The 16,165-nt window shown below is 66.0% G+C and carries 12 protein-coding genes; 2 read left to right on the top strand and 10 right to left on the bottom strand.

Annotated elements, in window-relative coordinates; genetic code table 11:
- Window positions 1–2: 2 nt before the first annotated feature.
- Complete coding sequence (locus BMY03_RS06960; RefSeq protein WP_094010621.1) at window positions 3–1,190, bottom strand: hydroxymethylglutaryl-CoA synthase; 1,188 nt, start codon at window positions 1,188–1,190, stop codon at window positions 3–5.
- 579 nt (window positions 1,191–1,769) lie between these two features.
- Between BMY03_RS06960 and BMY03_RS06955 the strand changes: the two genes are divergently transcribed.
- On the top strand, window positions 1,770–2,666 hold the full coding sequence (locus tag BMY03_RS06955; RefSeq protein WP_158659540.1) for a LysR family transcriptional regulator: 897 nt from the start codon (window positions 1,770–1,772) through the stop codon (window positions 2,664–2,666).
- 122 nt (window positions 2,667–2,788) lie between these two features.
- Here the strand turns inward: BMY03_RS06955 and BMY03_RS06950 are convergent, their stop codons facing one another.
- From BMY03_RS06950 to BMY03_RS06935, 4 genes are all read right to left on the bottom strand, one after another.
- Window positions 2,789–4,156: a TolC family outer membrane protein gene (locus BMY03_RS06950; protein WP_094010619.1), complete on the bottom strand. Its 1,368-nt coding sequence runs from the start codon at window positions 4,154–4,156 to the stop codon at window positions 2,789–2,791.
- Between the two features lie 78 nt (window positions 4,157–4,234).
- Window positions 4,235–7,312: a MexW/MexI family multidrug efflux RND transporter permease subunit gene (locus BMY03_RS06945; protein WP_094010618.1), complete on the bottom strand. Its 3,078-nt coding sequence runs from the start codon at window positions 7,310–7,312 to the stop codon at window positions 4,235–4,237.
- A gap of 36 nt (window positions 7,313–7,348) precedes the next feature.
- A complete protein-coding gene (locus BMY03_RS06940) occupies window positions 7,349–8,452 on the bottom strand; it encodes an efflux RND transporter periplasmic adaptor subunit (protein ID WP_094010617.1) in 1,104 nt (367 codons plus the stop codon).
- A complete protein-coding gene (locus BMY03_RS06935) occupies window positions 8,449–9,102 on the bottom strand; it encodes a DsbA family oxidoreductase (protein WP_094010616.1) in 654 nt (217 codons plus the stop codon). The genes BMY03_RS06940 and BMY03_RS06935 overlap by 4 nt, the downstream gene beginning before the upstream one ends.
- A gap of 161 nt (window positions 9,103–9,263) precedes the next feature.
- Between BMY03_RS06935 and BMY03_RS06930 the strand changes: the two genes are divergently transcribed.
- Window positions 9,264–10,193 carry a class I SAM-dependent methyltransferase gene (locus BMY03_RS06930; protein WP_094010757.1) on the top strand — a complete coding sequence of 310 codons (930 nt, stop codon included), beginning with the start codon at window positions 9,264–9,266 and terminating at the stop codon, window positions 10,191–10,193.
- 50 nt (window positions 10,194–10,243) lie between these two features.
- Here the strand turns inward: BMY03_RS06930 and BMY03_RS06925 are convergent, their stop codons facing one another.
- The 5 genes from BMY03_RS06925 to BMY03_RS06905 form a co-directional block, all read right to left on the bottom strand.
- Complete coding sequence (locus BMY03_RS06925) at window positions 10,244–11,242, bottom strand: sulfate ABC transporter substrate-binding protein (RefSeq protein WP_094010615.1); 999 nt, start codon at window positions 11,240–11,242, stop codon at window positions 10,244–10,246.
- Between the two features lie 123 nt (window positions 11,243–11,365).
- Window positions 11,366–12,187 carry an ion transporter gene (locus tag BMY03_RS06920; protein WP_094010614.1) on the bottom strand — a complete coding sequence of 274 codons (822 nt, stop codon included), beginning with the start codon at window positions 12,185–12,187 and terminating at the stop codon, window positions 11,366–11,368.
- A gap of 45 nt (window positions 12,188–12,232) precedes the next feature.
- Window positions 12,233–13,108, bottom strand: coding sequence for an urea transporter (locus tag BMY03_RS06915; RefSeq protein ID WP_038705695.1), 876 nt, complete (start codon window positions 13,106–13,108; stop codon window positions 12,233–12,235).
- 198 nt (window positions 13,109–13,306) lie between these two features.
- Window positions 13,307–14,722, bottom strand: a complete 1,416-nt coding sequence (gene pyk / locus BMY03_RS06910; protein ID WP_046856497.1) for a pyruvate kinase — start codon at window positions 14,720–14,722, stop codon at window positions 13,307–13,309.
- Window positions 14,712–15,992: a glycerate kinase type-2 family protein gene (locus tag BMY03_RS06905; RefSeq protein ID WP_038705697.1), complete on the bottom strand. Its 1,281-nt coding sequence runs from the start codon at window positions 15,990–15,992 to the stop codon at window positions 14,712–14,714. Before BMY03_RS06905 ends, pyk begins: the two co-directional genes overlap by 11 nt.
- Window positions 15,993–16,165 lie beyond the last annotated feature (173 nt).

The following is a 16,165-nucleotide window of genomic DNA, read 5'->3' as shown; positions in this document are numbered from 1 at the left end:
CGTCAGCTCGCCATCTTCAGGGACAGGGCGGTGCTCTCGTACTGACGGCGATAGCCCTCGCAACCGCCGTAGCGGAACGCGCCGCCGGTGACGTACGGGGTGCTGTAGTCGGCCACGGCCGGGTGGTTGTCGCCGTAGAACCAGTTGCTGTACTGCTCATGGCCCAGGCGGGTGCGGCTGGCCAGCATGCGCGCATGCGCCTTGCGCCGCGAATGAGCCTGGTAGCCCGGCACCACGGTGGCGCTGAAGAACTCGCCGACGCTGCCCGAACCGTAGCTGAACAGGCCGATGTTGCGGCCGGTCAGGTCCTCGTCGCTGTTGTCCAGCAGCGACAGCAGGGCGATGTACAGCGAGGCGGTGTAGCAGTTGCCGATGGCCTTGCCGTACAGCTGGCTGGTGGAGTAGGCCTTCTCGCCCAGGGCCTTGGCTGCTTCGGGTTCGATCGCCTCGAACACCGAGAAGGCTTTCTTCGCCATCTTGGTGAACGGCTGGTGGAAGCACAGGAAGCTCATGTCTTCCAGGCCCAGGCCGCCGTCGGCGCGGTAGCTCTGCCAGGCGTTGCGCAGCGACTCCAGGTAGACCTCGATCGACAGCTTGCCATCGACCAGCGCGGTGCTGCGCAGGTTCGGCCGCCAGAAGTCCGAGACGTCCAGGCTGTAGCGGCCCTGGTGCGGGTGCAGCTCCAGCAGGCGCGGGTTCTCGGCCACGATCATGGCCACGGCGCCGGCGCCCTGGGTGCATTCGCCCTCGGAGTTCTGCTCGTAGCGGGCGATGTCGGTGGCGATTACCAGCACCTTTTCGTGAGGACGCTGGGCGACCAGCGCACGGGCCATCTGCAAGCCGGCGGTGGCGCCGTAGCAGGCCTGCTTGAACTCCACCACGCGGCAGTCGGCGCGCAGGCCGAGCAGGCTGTGGACGAACAGGCCGGCGGCCTTGGACTGGTCGATGCCGCTCTCGGTGGCGAGGATCACCGTGGCGATCGAGGCGCGGCTGGCGTCATCGAGCAGCGGCAGGGCGGCGTTGGCCGCCAGGGTCACGATGTCTTCGTCCGGGGCCGGCACGGCCATGAACTCCTGGCCGATGCCGACCAGGTATTTCTGCGGGTCGATACCGTGCCGTTCGGCAAGTTCTTCCAGTGCGAAAAAGTGTTGCGGTACAGACAGCCCAATATCATCAATGCCGATTTTCATGTGTATGCCCAATTATTTTTCACTGTTGAAAAAATCCCAAAATACACAACCGGTCTTGTTGTTCCGGTGCCAGTCCCTGCTGGCCATTTAATTATTGCGGCTGAAGCTTTTGCCAAAAAAAGCGAATAATTCCGATGGGATTGATGACGCCTGTTCATGGTTTTCTTGGCTATTAAGTTATGCATTTTTTTGCGCGCAGGCGCAGGCCCCGTGCTGTCACGCGGCTTTCATAAAAGGCTTGGGAAGGGATTGTCGAACAATATGGCAATTAAAATTTTCAATTATCTTAATATGAAAATTTTATGGCGTTATCGCCTTTTATTTTGCCGTGTTGTTCCGGCTATTGTTTTATGCCGTATCGCTTGTGCATATCTGCATGGGGGACGCTCCTTGTCCATTATTCATCCATTAGTGCCAGGCACTGTGCGGGACGTTGTTGTCGCACGAAGCGGCCTGGGCGAATAGTGACAAAAAGTGCGTGCATCACGGCACGGTCTTCATGTGTTGGCGGCAGCTGTGGTACAACGCCGCAGGACAACGGATTCGTCGCCCGGTTTTCGGGCACACAAGGAGGTGATGGTGTTTTCCAAGATCAGTCTCGATCAGTGGCGCGCGTTCGTCTGCACGGTCGAGTGCGGCGGTTTCCAGCAGGCCGGCGAGCACATGTACAAGTCTCAGTCGGCGATCAGCCATTCGGTCAACCGCATGGAAATGCTCCTGGGCCAGGAGCTGTTCATCATCGAAGGGCGCAAGGCCGTGCTCACCTCGCTGGGCAAGGCGCTGCTGCCCCAGGCCAAGCACCTGCTGGGCGCGGCGCAGAAGCTCGAGCACCTGGCCAACCAGTACCAGCCGGGGTTGTTCACCGAACAGGCGCTGGCGGTGGATGTGCTGTTCCCCATCGAATTGCTGCAGCAGGCATTGCAGGAGTTTGCCCTGGAGTACAAGGATCACCGTATCCGCCTGTACGAGACGGCGTTGTCCGGGGCCCGCGAGCTGCTCGAAGACGGCAAGGTCGAGCTGGGCATCGCCAGCAGCCTGCCCTCGGGGTATCTGCAGGAGTTCTTGCTGAATGTCTCGTTGATCTGCGTGGTGGGAGCCAGCCACCCGCTGAGCGCGGCGCAGGGGGAGTTGAGCCTGGACGACATGAAGAACCACCGGCAGGTGGTGATCCGCGATTCCGGCACGCGCAATTCGCAGAACAGCGGCTGGCTGGGGACCTCGCAGCGCTGGACGGTGAGCAGCCTGGCGGCGGCCGAGAGCTTCGTCGAGCGGGGGATGGGCTTTGCCTGGCTGCCGGAGCACCGGGTGCAGCAGGGGTTGGCGCAAGGACGGTTGGTGCGGGTCAACCTGCAGCATCAGCGGGAGCGGGAGGTGCCGATGTACATGGGGTATCCCGAGGAATATCGGCACAGTCCCGAGGTGCGCTTGCTGGCGCAGATACTGCGGGAGCGGTGCCGGGAGTATCGGCCGGGGTGATGGCTTGCGCGCACGCTATTCGAGGTGTTCGCCGGTAGTGGTGCAGCGCCTACGAGACCGAGCGCCGCCCGCGCGGCGCTCGATCTCAAGGGCGCAACAACACTCCCGTCATACTCAAAAACTCACCCGCGCAAATCACTCGGCAGGAAATCCCGCTCCGGCTCGTAATCCAGCTTCAGGTACCCCGCCAATTCGCGCAGGTCCTCCGGGCTCAGGCTGCCGGCCTGCTGCTTGAGCCGCAGGCTGTCGACGATGTACGCATAGCGCGAGACGTTGTAGTCGCGCACCGCGTTGTACAGGTCGCGCTGGGCATCGAGGATATCGACGATGTTGCGGCTGCCCACCTCATACCCCGCCTCGGTGGCCCGCAACGAGCCCTGGCTGGAGATGATGCTCTGGCGCCGCGCCCGCACCTGCTCGACATCGCTGACCACCGCGCGGAAGGCGTTGCGTGAACCTTCCAACACCTCGCGCTCGAGGCTGGTGCGGCCGTACTCGGTGCGTGCCAGCTCATGGGTGGCCTGGCGCACCCGCGCGCTGGTGCCACCGCCGCTGAACAGCGGCAGCTTCATCTGCACCATTACCGAGCTGTCGCGCTGGTTGCCGGAGCGCTGGCCGAAGTGCGCGCTGGAATCCATCAGGTCGCTGTCGCCCTCGGCGTAGCCCACGGCCAGGTTGAACGTCGGCAGGTGATCGGCCTTGCTGCTGCGCAGGGTCTGGCCGGCCTGGCTGACGGCGGCCTGACTGGCGCGCAGGCGCAGGTTCTGCGCCATGGCCTGTTCGACCCAGGCCTCGGCGCGCTCGGGCACCGGCGCCTGCACCGGCAGGCTGTGGCGGATCCCGGCCAATGCCGGCTGCGCCTGGCCAGTCAAGCGCATCAGTGCCTGGTAGGCGTCCTCGCTGCGGCGTTGGCTGTCGATCAGGTTGGCGCTGGCGCGGTCGAAGCTGGCCTGGGCCGAGAGCATGTCGTTCTGGTCGGACAGGCCGGCGTCGTAGCTCAGCCGGGTCTGCTGCAGCTGGCGGTCGAAGGCGCGCAGCTCGGCCTTGGCGGTGGCCAGGTTGTCCTCGGCCAGCAGGGTGTCGAAGTAGCTGCTGGCGGTGTCGAGGATCAACTGCTGCTGGAATGCCGAGAAGTCCAGTTCGGCCTGTTCGTTCTCGGACTGCGCGGCCTTGTAGTCGAACCAGCGGCTGAGGTCGAACAACGGCTGGTCGAGGCTCAGGCGGTACAGGCTGCCGCTGCGCTGCTCGACCTGGCGGCGGTCGCTGCGCACGTCGCCGGCCTCGGCATCCAGGGCCACCTGCGGCAGCAGGCGGGCGCGGGCCAGGGGCACGGCCTCGCGGCGGGCCAGGTAGTTCTCGCGGGCGGCGGCCATGTCGCTGTTGTGCTCGACCACCTGGGCGTACACCGACATCAGCGTCGCACGCTCGGCGGCAACGGCCTGGGCCAGGGGCGCCAGCAGCAGCAGGGGCAGAAGGGTCTTACGTAGCATGTCGTTTCTCTTTATTCGGGCCGGCCGCTCCCAGGGGCAGCCGGTCATGGCTGCCACAGGGGAGGGCGGGCTAAGGGGTCAGGCTGGCTGGGTGTAGGCGGCCAGTTCCTGCAGGCGTTGGTCCTCACTGGCTCGGTGGTCCTTGGCCAGCAGCGAGTACACGGTGGGCAGGATGAACAGGGTGAACAGGGTGCCGACCAGCATGCCGATGACGATCACCAGGCCCAGGCTGAAGCGGCTGTGGGCGCCGGCGCCGCTGGCCAGCAGCAATGGCACCAGGCCCACCACCATGGCCGCGGTGGTCATCAGGATCGGCCGCAGGCGGATCTGCGCGGCGCGCTCGATGGCCGTGCGGCGGTCGAGCTGGTCGGCCTGCTGCAGGTCGTTGGCGAACTCGACCATGAGGATGCCGTGCTTGCTGATCAGGCCGACCAGGGTCACCAGGCCGATCTGCGTGTAGATGTTCACCGTGGCGTAGCCCAGGTACAGCGGGATCAGCGCGCCGCACACCGACATCGGCACGCTGACCAGGATCACCAGCGGGTCGCGCAGGCTTTCGAACTGCGCGGCCAGCACCAGGTAGATGACCAGGATGGCGAAGATGAACGTCACCACCAGGGCACTGCCTTCCTGGACGAACTGGCGGGCATCGGACAGCCAGTCATGGCTGAAGCCGGTGGGCAGGGCATTGGCCTGGGCGGCGAGGAACTGCACCGCGTCGCCGATGCTCACGCCCGGCGCCGGCACCGCCTGCAGGGTGGCCGAGTTGAGCTGGTTGAACTGGGTCAGCTTGTTCGGCTCGATCGACATGTCGAAGCTGACCAGGGTCGACAGCGGCACCTGGGCGCCGTTGGCGGCCTTGACGTACTGGCCCACCAGCATCTCGGCCGACAGGCGCTGGGCCCGTGCCACCTGCGGGATCACGTCGTAGGAGCGGCCGTCGAGGGCGAAGCGGTTGACGTAGTTCTCGCCCACCAGCACCGCCAGGGCATCGCCGATGGCCTGCATGCTGATGCCCAGGTCGTTGGCCTTGCTGCGGTCGATGTTGATGTTGACCAGCGGGCTGTTGAAGTCCAGGTCGCTGTCGACCACGGCGAACAGGCCGCTGGCCGTGGCCGCCTGCTTGATCTTGTCCATGGCGTCGAACACCACGCGGTGGTCCTGGGAGCTCTGGATCACCATCTGCACCGGCAGGCCGCCGGTGGAGCCGGGCAGCGGCGGCAGCTGGAAGGCGAAGATGGCCACGCCCTCGATCTCGCCCACGGCTTTCTGGATCTCGGCTTGCAGCTGGTCGGCGCTGCGCTGGCGCTTTTCCCAGGTGCTCAGGTTGGCGCCGCCGAACGCGGTGCGCGGGCCGTCGTTGCCGTTGACCACCCAGGTGATGTCGGTTTCCGGGAAGGTGGCGAACAGGCGGTCCATGCGGTGCGCGTACATCTGGGTGTAATCGATGTTGGCGTACTGCGGGGCCTTGGCCACCGCCAGCACCTGGGCCTGGTCCTCGACCGGCGCCAGTTCGCGCTGGGCGCCGAGGTAGAGGATCGGCAGGCTGACGAACACCGCCACGGCGATGGCCAGGGTGACCCAGCGGTGGTGCAGGGACACGTCAAGCAAACGGCCATAGCCGTTGCCCAGCCAGTGGAAGAAACGCTCGGCGCCACGGGCCATCGGGCCTTCGCTGGCCTGGCGGTTGAGCAGGAAGGCGCTCATCACCGGCGACAGGGTGAGCGCTACCACGCCGGACACCACCACGGCACCGGCGAGGGTGAAGGCGAACTCCTTGAACAGCGCGCCGGTCAGCCCGCCCATCAGGCCGATGGGGGCGTACACCGCGGCCAGGGTCAGGGTCATGGCGATCACGGGGCCGGCGATCTCGCGGGCGCCGACCAAGGCCGCCTGCAAAGGCGACTTGCCTTCCTCGATATGCCGGTGGACGTTCTCCACCACGACGATGGCGTCGTCCACCACCAGGCCGATGGCCAGGACCATCGACAGCAGGGTCAGCAGGTTGATGCTGAACCCGAACAGGCTCATGATCGCCGCCGCGCCGATCAGCGACAGCGGGATGGTCACCAGCGGGATCAGCACGCTGCGCAGCGAGCCGAGGAACAGGAAGATCACCACGGCGACGATCACCACCGCCTCGACCAGGGTCTTGACCACTTCATCGATGGACGCCTGGATGAAGCGCGCCACTTCGAACACGATATTGGCGGTCATGCCCGGCGGCATGGTCTCGCGGATCTGCGGCATCATTTCCTGCACTGAACCGACGATGGTCAGCGGGTTGCCGGCGGGGGTGGCGTGCAGGCCGATGAACACCGCAGGCTCGCCGTCCATGATGCCGCTGGTGTCATAGGAGGTGGCGCCGAGCTCGGCGGTGCCGATGTCGCTCAGGCGGATCAGCGTGTCGCCGTCGCGACGCACCACCATCTGGCGGAACTGGTCGACGCTGGTCAGGTCGGTGTTGATGTTGATGTTGGCCGAGACGTACTGGCCCTTGGTCTGCCCGGGGGCGGCCTGGAAGTTGTTCTGGCGGATGGCCTCGGCCACGTCGCTGGCCGACAGGTTGCGCGCGGCCATGCGCGCCGGGTCCAGCCACAGGCGCATGGCCAGTTTCTGGCCGCCGAGGATCTGCGCCTCGGCCACGCCGTCGATGGCCGCCAGGCGCGGCTGAACCACGCGGGAGATATAGTCGGTGATCGCCGGCAGGCCGATGTCCTTGCTCGAGAAGCCGACGTAGATCACCGCCGTGCCTTCGCCGGAAGACTTGGCCACCACCGAGTCGTAGGCGCCTTCGGGCAGGCGGTACTTGACCTGGTTGACGGCGGCCATGATCTCGGTGAGGGCCTTGTTGGAGTCGGCGTTGAGCTTCAGGCGCACGGTGATGACGCTCTTGCCCTGGGTCGAGGTCGAGCTCAGGTAGTCGACGCCGTCGACCGAGGCCACGGCCTGCGAAATGGGCTGGGTGACGAAGCCTTGCATCAGCTGCGAGCGGGCGCCGGGGTATTCGGTGGTGATGGTGATGGTCGCGCTTTCCAGCTGCGGGTACTGGCGGATCGGCAGGTTCAGCAGCGCCAACAGGCCAAGCATGACGATCATCGCGCAGACCACCAGGGTCAGTACCGGGCGGCGGATGAACAGGTCGGTGAATTTCATGGTGCTACAGGTCCTTTTCAGTGGCACGCAAACCCATTACTGCTGGGCCAGGTCCGGCTTGCGCGTGGTGCTGGCGGCCAGGGTGTCGTCGGTGACCCGCACCGGCATGCCGTTGCTCAGGCGGATCTGCCCGGACACCACCACGCGGTCGCCCGGGGTCAGCGCATCGAGCACCACCACGCGGTCGTCGCGGCGCGCGCCGAGCTTGACGAACACCTGCTCCACGCGCAGGGCGCCGTCCTTCTCGCGCAGCACGTACAGCGAGTTGCCGTAGGCGCTGTAGCTGATCGCCGTCTCCGGCACGCTCAGCACATCGGCGTGGCTCGGCAGCTCGATGCTGACGTTGGCGAACATGCCCGGCTTGAGTTGCTGGCCGGGGTTGTCGAGGGTCGCTTGCACCAGCATCGAGCGGGCGCCCGGGTCGATCTGCGGCTCCAGGGTGGTGACCGCGGCGACAAAGCGCTGCTGCGGCCAGGCGTCGACCTTGAGGGTGATGGCCTGGCCGGCCTGCAGGGCGGCGGCGGACTGCTCGGGCAGTGGGAAGTTGACGTGCAGGCGCGACAGCTCGGTGAGGGTCACCAGGCTGTCGCCGGGGCTGACGTACTGGCCGAGGTTGACCTTGCGGATGCCCAGCACACCGGCGAACGGGGCGCGGATGGTCTTCTGCGCGATCTGCGCCTGGACCTGGGCGATCTCGCCGAGCAGTTGGTCGTAGTTGGCCTGGGCCTGGTCCAGCTGGGCCTGGGTGGAGGCCAGCGGCAGCACCTTGCGCGTGCGCTCCAGGGCCAGCTTGGCGTTCTTGGCCTGGGCCTGCAGCTTGGCCAGCTCGCCGCGTTCGGGCGCGTCGTTGAGCTTGACCAGCACCTGGCCTGCGGCCACGGCCTTGCCGGCGGTGAACTCCAGCGCGGTGATGCGCCCGCCGACCTCGGGCGAGACATTGACCTGGTGTACCGCCTCCAGGGTGCCGACGGCGCTGAGCACCTGCGGCATCGGGCCCGACTGCACGCGGGCGATTGCCACCGGGGTGGCGTTTGCCTGGGCGGCGGGGGCGTCGTTGGCCACTACCGCCGGAGCGGGCAGCAGGGCCATGGCCAGCAGCGACAGGGAAGTGCCGGCGGCGATCCAGTAACGGCTTTTCATTGGGTGGCTCCTTGTGCCTGCTTATGGTTGGCACGGACCTGGATGAAGGTCTGGCGCAGTTGCTCAAGGCTCAGCGCGCCGGGGACCAGGTAGCGACCGTCGATCACCAGGCTGGGCACCGAACTGATGCCCAGTCGCCGGCCCTGGGCCAGCTCTTCCTCGAGCATCTGCGGGGCCTGCTGGTCGAATGCCGTGGCGAAGGCCAGCGGGTCGAAATCGGCTTCGGCGGCCACCGCCAGCACGGTGGCGCGGTCACCGATGTTGCGGGCCTGCACCAGGTGGGCTTCCTGCAGGCGGTCGAACATGCGCTCGTGGCCTTCGTTGCCACCCAGTGCCTTGGCGGTCTGGCAGGCGAGGCCTGCGAGCAGGCCGGTGGGGTACTCGAAATCCTGCTGGCGCATGGCTTCGATGTTGATGCGCTTGACGTCCTCGGCGCGCGAGCACGACAGCCAGTGGCTGAGGATGGTCTCCTTGGCCTTGGGCATCGAGCCGAAGCGCTCGACCATAGCTTCGCGGCTGGTCTGCAGGATGAAGCTGCGGTGCTGCACGTCCAGGTTCAGTTCGTCCTGCAGCTGCTTCAGGCGCGGGGCGAGGACGAAGCACCAGCCGCAGACGACATCGTGGAAGAATTCGACTTTCAGGGGTGACATGGCAGTGATCCGGTTTCAGGGAGGGATGGCCGCACTATCCACAGCGCCCCGGCAAGAAAAAAGCGACAAAAGTGCCGCAAACCCTCTCATCCCCTTCATTGATGGCCGCCCGGCCCAGCCGCGAGCGGGTAGAATGGCGCTTTTGCCTGACCGTAGCCGACATGAGCCCAGCCATCGCCACCCTCGAGCAGCACCTGCTCGCCGCCCTCGACCCCGCCCCCCAGGAGACTCGCCGCCTGTTCCATGGCCGTGGCCGCTGCTGGCTGGGGCTTGAACAGATCACCGTCGACTGGCTCGACGGCGTGTTGCTGGTGGCGCTGTTCCGCGAACCGCCCGAGGGCCAGCTGGCCGAGCTTGAAGCGATGCTGATGGCACTGGCCGAGCGCCCGCAGTGGAGCGGCCAGGCCATCCTGCTGCAGCACCGCTACCTGCCCGACAGCCCCGGCCAGTGGCTGTGGGGCGCACCGTGCCAGCAGCGCGAGGTGGTCGAGGATGGCCTGAAATACCTGCTCGACCTGGGCGTGCGACAGAACAACGGCCTGTTCCTCGACATGCGCTACGGCCGGCGCTGGGTGCGCGAGCAGGCGGGCGGTAAGCGCGTGCTCAACCTGTTCGCCTACACCTGCGGCTTCTCGGTGGCGGCGATTGCCGGCGGCGCCGAGCAGGTGGTCAACCTGGACATGGCCAAGTCGGCGCTGTCCCGGGGCCGCGACAACCACCGGCTCAATGGCCATGACGCCTCGCGGGTGGCGTACCTGGGGCATGAGCTGTTCAAGTCGTGGGGCAAGGTGCGCAAGTACGGGCCGTACGACCTGATCATCATCGATCCGCCAACCTTCCAGCGCGGTAGCTTCGTGCTGACCCAGGACTACGCCAAGATCCTTCGGCGTTTGCCGGAGTTGTTGACTGAAGGCGGCACGGTACTGGCCTGCGTCAACGATCCGGGGATCGGGCCGCAGTTTCTCATCGAGGGGATGGCCGAGCAGGCGCCGGGGCTGGTGTTTGTCGAGCGGCTGGAGAATCCGCCGGAGTTTCCGGATGCGGATCCGGAGGGGGGGCTGAAGGCGCTGGTGTTTCGTCAGCAGGCCTGAAAGCAGGGCTCCTGTAGGAGGGGACAAGCCCGCTCCTACAGGGGGTGTAGTTACTTGTTGGTATAGATCTGGTCGAACACGCCACCGTCATTGAAGTGGGTCTTTTGCACAGTGCGCCAGTCGCCGAAGGTCTTCTCCACCGACAGGAAGTCGACTTTCGGGAAACGGTCGGTGTACTTGGCCAGCACGGTGGCGTCACGCGGACGCAGGTAGTTGTTCGCGGCGATCTCCTGGGCCTCCGGCGACCACAGGTACTTCAGGTATTCCTCGGCCACGGCCTGGGTACCTTTCTTGGCCACCACCTTGTCGACCACGCTCACTGGCGGCTCGGCCTCGGCCGACACGCTCGGGTAGACCACTTCGAACTGGTCGCGGCCGAACTCGCGGGCAATCATCTCGGCCTCGTTCTCGAAGGTCACCAGCACGTCGCCGATCTGGTTGGTCATGAAGGTGGTGGTGGCGGCGCGGCCACCGGTATCGAGCACCGGCGCCTGCTTGAACAGCTTGCCGACGAAGTCGCGGGCCTTGGTTTCGTCACCGCCCTGCTTGAGCACGTAGCCCCAGGCCGAGAGGTAGGTATAGCGGCCGTTACCCGAGGTCTTGGGGTTGGGCACGATCACCTGCACGCCGTCCTTGAGCAGGTCCGGCCAGTCCTTCAGCGCCTTGGGGTTGCCCTTGCGCACGATGAACACGGTGGCCGAGGTGAACGGCGCGCTGTTGTTCGGCAGGCGGCTCACCCAGTTGTCCGGCACCAGCTTGCCGTTGTCGGCCAGGGCGTTGATGTCGGTGGCCATGTTCATGGTGATCACGTCGGCCGGCAGGCCATCGATCACCGCGCGCGCCTGCTTGCTCGAGCCGCCGAAGGACATCTGCACATTGACCTTCTCCTTGTGCTCGGCCTCCCAGTGCTTCTGGAACGCCGGGTTGTAGTCCTTGTAGAAGTCGCGCATCACGTCGTAGGAGACGTTGAGCAGAGTCGGGGCGGCCTGGGCGAGGTTGCCCAGGGCCAGGCCCGCGGCGAGCAGCGAGGCGCTGAAGAGTTTTTTCACTGGGGGCATTCCTTGTTCTGATTCAAAGGGTTGGCGATATGCCAGCGACTATAGCGTTTGGCGCTTTGGTCGCTAAAGATCAAATGGCTCTTTGCTTATGCTTGCCCCGCCTTGGGACGCTGCCTATTGCTTTGGAAACAACGCATTGCCACAGCGCGAACAGAACGCCGCGCCATGCTCGTGGTGGTGCTTGGCGCAGGTCGGGCAGTCATGCTGCAACTGCTCGCCACGCAGGGCATTGGCCAGTTCGGCGGTGAAGATGCCGGTGGGCACGGCAATGATCGAGTAACCGGTGATCATCACCAGTGACGACAGCACCTGCCCCAGCGGCGTCTTCGGCACGATATCGCCGAAGCCTACCGTGGTCAGGGTGACAATGGCCCAGTAGATGCCCTTGGGAATGCTGGTAAAGCCGTGCTCCGGCCCTTCGATCACGTACATCAGCGTGCCGAACACCGTGACCAGGGTCGACACGCTGACCAGGAACACGATGATCTTCTGCTTGCTGCCCTGCAGCGCCGCCAACAGGTAATGGGCCTGCTTCAAGTACGGGCTGAGCTTGAGCACGCGGAAGATCCGCAGCATGCGCACCACGCGGATGATCAGTAGGTATTGGGCGTCGCTGTAGTACAGGGCGATGATCCCCGGCACGATCGCCAGCAGGTCGACCAGCCCGTAGAAGCTGAATGCATAGCGCAGTGGCTTGGGCGAGCAGTACAGGCGGGTGATGTACTCGGCGAGGAAGATCGCCGTAAAACCCCACTCGATGCCGGCCAGCAACCCGGCGTAGTTCTGGTGAACGTCGTCGATGCTGTCGAGGATCACCGTGACCAGGCTGGCGAGGATGATCAGCAGGAGGATCTTGTCGAAGCGTCTTCCAGCGACGGTGTCGGTCTGGAAGACGATGACGTAGAGCCGCTCGCGCAGGCTCGAAGGGTGGTCCATGGGCGCGTTCCATTGTGTGGATGGGCAGAGCCTAGGGGCTGGGTATCAGCTGTGCAAGCGAGGCGCGTTGCGGCGCTGGTTGAGCTGCACCAGGTGGTTGCCCAGGTGCATCAGCCAGCACGCGGTCACGAACGGCGCGGTCAACCCGGCGATCGGCAGCAGGTTGAACAGCGGTTGCAGCAGCAGGGCGCAGGCGATGGCGAGCAAGGTCACCCAGGGTTTCTCGCCCTGGCGACTGAAGGCCAGGGCCGCGAGGGCTGCGTTGAAGCCATGCAACCCCAGCCACGCGGCCTGCGTTTCTCCAGCCAGCAGCGCGACACCACCGCCGATGGCCGAGCCGATCAGCGCCCAGGTGGCGGCATAGGGGTTGGCGAAGTACATGCCGATGACGATCAGCAGGCCGGCCATGGGCTTGTCGAGCAAAAAGATCTGCCCCACGCCGCGCAGCAGGGCATACACCGGATCCGCTTCGACATAGCCGTTGGCCGACGGCTCGGTCAGCAGCAACGCGGCCCAGCCCAGCAGCACGAATGGCGCGGTGTAGGCGATCAGCAGCTTGCCGCCGCGCTTGCGCCATTGGTGGGTGAGCATGCTCGAAAGGCCGCCGGCGGCGATGATCAGCGGTGGCAGGATCGCCGACCAGGGCAATACGGCGCTGATCAGGATGCCGATCAGCACGCCGTTGTAGCAGTACAGCCCGGCCTGGCGGTCGGCGCGGTCGTAGCCGCGGCGTTGGGCGGTGAGCAGGCCGGCCAGGGCGCCGAGCAGGGCGCCGCCGACCAGGTTCGGCGCGGTCAGCAGGATGGCCAGCAGGCAGCACAGGCCGCACAGGGGGTTGCGCAGCAGCAGCACCTGGCTGAAGCCGTTGAGCAAGGCCGTGGCCCAGTCGGGGCACGGGTTGACGAAATTCTTGGTGTACATGGGCAGTCGGTAAGGTGAGTGGGGGAGCGGTGGGCCTCTTCGGGCCTCGGTTTTCCGCAGGTTCGGTGTGTCGGGAGGGCTTTGCCCTCCTTTCGCCGCGGTTCGTCGCCACGACAAGCCGGCTCCCACAAAGGCATGCATGATTCCTGTGGGAGCCGGCTTGCCGGCGAAAAGGGGCGCACAGCGCCCCCGGCGATCTCAGACTAGGGTCTCGATCCGCAGCGTATTAGTCGAACCCGGCTTGCCGAAAGGCACACCGGCAGTGATCAGCAGCGTGTCGCCACGACTGGCCATGCCTTGGGCCTGGGCGATTTCCAGCGCCGTCGAGACAACCTCGTCGACCTGGCGCAGGCGGTCGTTGACCACCGAGTGCACGCCCCAGGCCACGCTCAGGCGGCGGGCGGTGTTCAGGTTCGGCGTCAGGTTGAGGATCGGCGCCCGTGGTCGCTCGCGAGCGGCGCGCAGGGTGGAGTTCCCCGACTCGCTGTAGTTGACCAGCACCGCCACCGGCAGGATGCCGCTGATACGGCGGATCGCGCAGCTGATGGCATCCGACACGGTGGCTTCGGCCTTGGGCCGGCCCACGTCGAGCTGGGCCTGGTAGTCCGGGCCGTTCTCCACCTGGCGGATGATCTTGCTCATCATCTGCACGGCCTCCAGCGGGTAGTCGCCCGAGGCGGTCTCGGCCGACAGCATCACCGCGTCGGCGCCTTCGGCCACGGCGTTGGCCACATCAGTGACCTCGGCGCGGGTCGGTGCCGGGGAGAAACGCATGGATTCGAGCATCTGCGTGGCCACCACCACAGGTTTACCCAGCTGGCGGCAGGTATTGATGATGCCCTTCTGGATCTGCGGCACGCTCTCGGCCGGCACTTCCACGCCCAGGTCGCCACGGGCGACCATGATCGCGTCGGACAGCTCGGCGATGGCCTGCAGTTGCTCGACCGCCGAGGGCTTCTCGATCTTGGCCATCAGGTAGGCGCGGTCGCCGATCAGCTCGCGTGCTTCGAGGATGTCCTGCGGGCGCTGCACGAACGACAGGGCCACCCAGTCCACGCCCAGCTCGAGGCCGAAGGTGAGGTCACGGCGGTCCTTTTCGGTGAGCGGGGAGAGCTCAAGCACGGCTTGCGGCACGTTGACGCCCTTGCGGTCGGACAGCTCGCCGCCGGCCAGCACTTCGGTGTCGATGGCATCGCTGTGCTTGGCGGTCACCCGCAGGCGCAGCTTGCCGTCATCGAGCAGCAGGTCCATGCCGGGCTCCAGCGCGGCGATGATCTCCGGGTGTGGCAGGTTCACGCGGCGGCTGTCGCCCGGGGTCTTGTCCAAGTCCAGGCGCAGGGCCTGGCCGCGTTGCAGTTGCACCTTGCCGTCGGCGAAGCGACCGACGCGCAGCTTCGGCCCCTGCAGGTCCATGAGGATGCCCAGCGGGTAGTTGAGCTGCTGCTCGACTTCGCGGATCCACTGGTAGCGCAGGGCGTGGTCGGCGTGTTCGCCGTGGCTGAAGTTGAGGCGGAAGATGTTCACCCCGGCCTCGACCAGCTGGCGGATGTCATCGATGCCCTTGATCGCAGGCCCGAGGGTGGCGAGGATTTTTACTTTTTTATCAGGCGTCATGAGGGTCGGTCTCGAGGATCAGGATGGCGCGGAAGTCGTTGACGTTGGTGCGGGTCGGCTCGGTGACGATCAGCGCGTCGAGCGCGGCGAAGTAGCCATAGCCGTTGTTGTTGTCCAGCTCATCGCTGGCCGACAGGCCCAGGGCCTCGGCGCGGGCGTGGCTATCCGGGGTCATGAAGGCGCCGGCGTTGTCCTCGGAGCCGTCGATGCCGTCGGTATCACCGGCCAATGCGTACACCCCCGGCAGGCCCTTGAGGCTTTCGGTAAGGCTGAGCAGGAACTCGGCGTTGCGCCCGCCACGGCCATTGCCGCGCACGGTGACGGTGGTCTCGCCGCCGGACAGGATCACGCAGGGCGCCTTCAGCGGCTGGCCGTGCAGGACGACCTGGCGGGCGATGCCGGCATGCACCTTGGCCACCTCGCGCGACTCGCCTTCCAGGTCACCGAGGATCAGCGGGCTGAACCCGGCCTGGCGGGCTTTCACCGCGGCGGCTTCGAGCGACTGCTGGGGCCGGGCGATCAGCTGGAAGTGGCTGCGCGAAAGGGCGGGGTCGTCCGCTTTGACGGTTTCCGATGCCGGATTATTGAGCCAGTCGATGACGGCCTTGGGCGCTTCGATGTTGTAGCGCTTGAGGATCGCCAGGGCGTCGGCCGAGGTGCTGGGGTCGGCCACGGTGGGGCCGGAGGCGATGACCGTGGCCAGGTCGCCGGGTACATCGGAAATCGCGTAGGTATAGACGGTGGCCGGCCAGCAGGCCTTGGCCAGGCGCCCGCCCTTGATCGCCGAGAGGTGCTTGCGCACGCAGTTCATCTCGCCGATGGTGGCGCCGGACTTCAGCAGTGCCTTGTTGATCTGCTGCTTGTCGGCCAGGGTCAGACCTTCGGCGGGCAGGGCCAGCAGGGCGGAACCGCCGCCGGAGAGCAGGAAGATGACGCGGTCGTCTTCGCTGAGGTTGCTGACCAGCGCGAGCACGCGCTTGGCCACGGCCAGGCCGGCGGCATCGGGGACCGGGTGGGCGGCTTCGACCACCTCGATCTTCTGGCAGCTGGCGCCGTGGCCGTAGCGGGTCACGACCAGGCCCGAGACCTCGCCCTGCCAGCTCTTTTCGACCACTTCGGCCATGGCGGCGGCGGCCTTGCCGGCGCCGATGACGATGACCCGGCCGCTACGGTCGGCGGGCAGGTGGGGTTCGAGGACCTGACGGGGGTGGGCGGCAGCGATGGCTGTGTCGAACAGCTCGCGCAGGAATTTTTGTGGATCGACCGACATGGCAGGCTCCCAGATTCTTGTTGTTCTGCAAAATCGAAAACGCCCCTGGAACTGCCTCCGTGCAGGCCGAACCAGGGGCGGGTGTTGCTCGGGGTCACCTTTCGACCTGTGGTTGCAGGAGAACGGTGTTGGATTCATCGCCGGCAAGCCGGCGAAAGGGCTGCGCAGCAGCC

The organism is Pseudomonas soli (assembly GCF_900110655.1).
Classification (GTDB): Bacteria; Pseudomonadota; Gammaproteobacteria; order Pseudomonadales; family Pseudomonadaceae; genus Aquipseudomonas; species Aquipseudomonas soli.
Note: the sequence above shows the minus strand (reverse complement) of the source record. Positions and strands in the feature narration are given on the sequence as shown.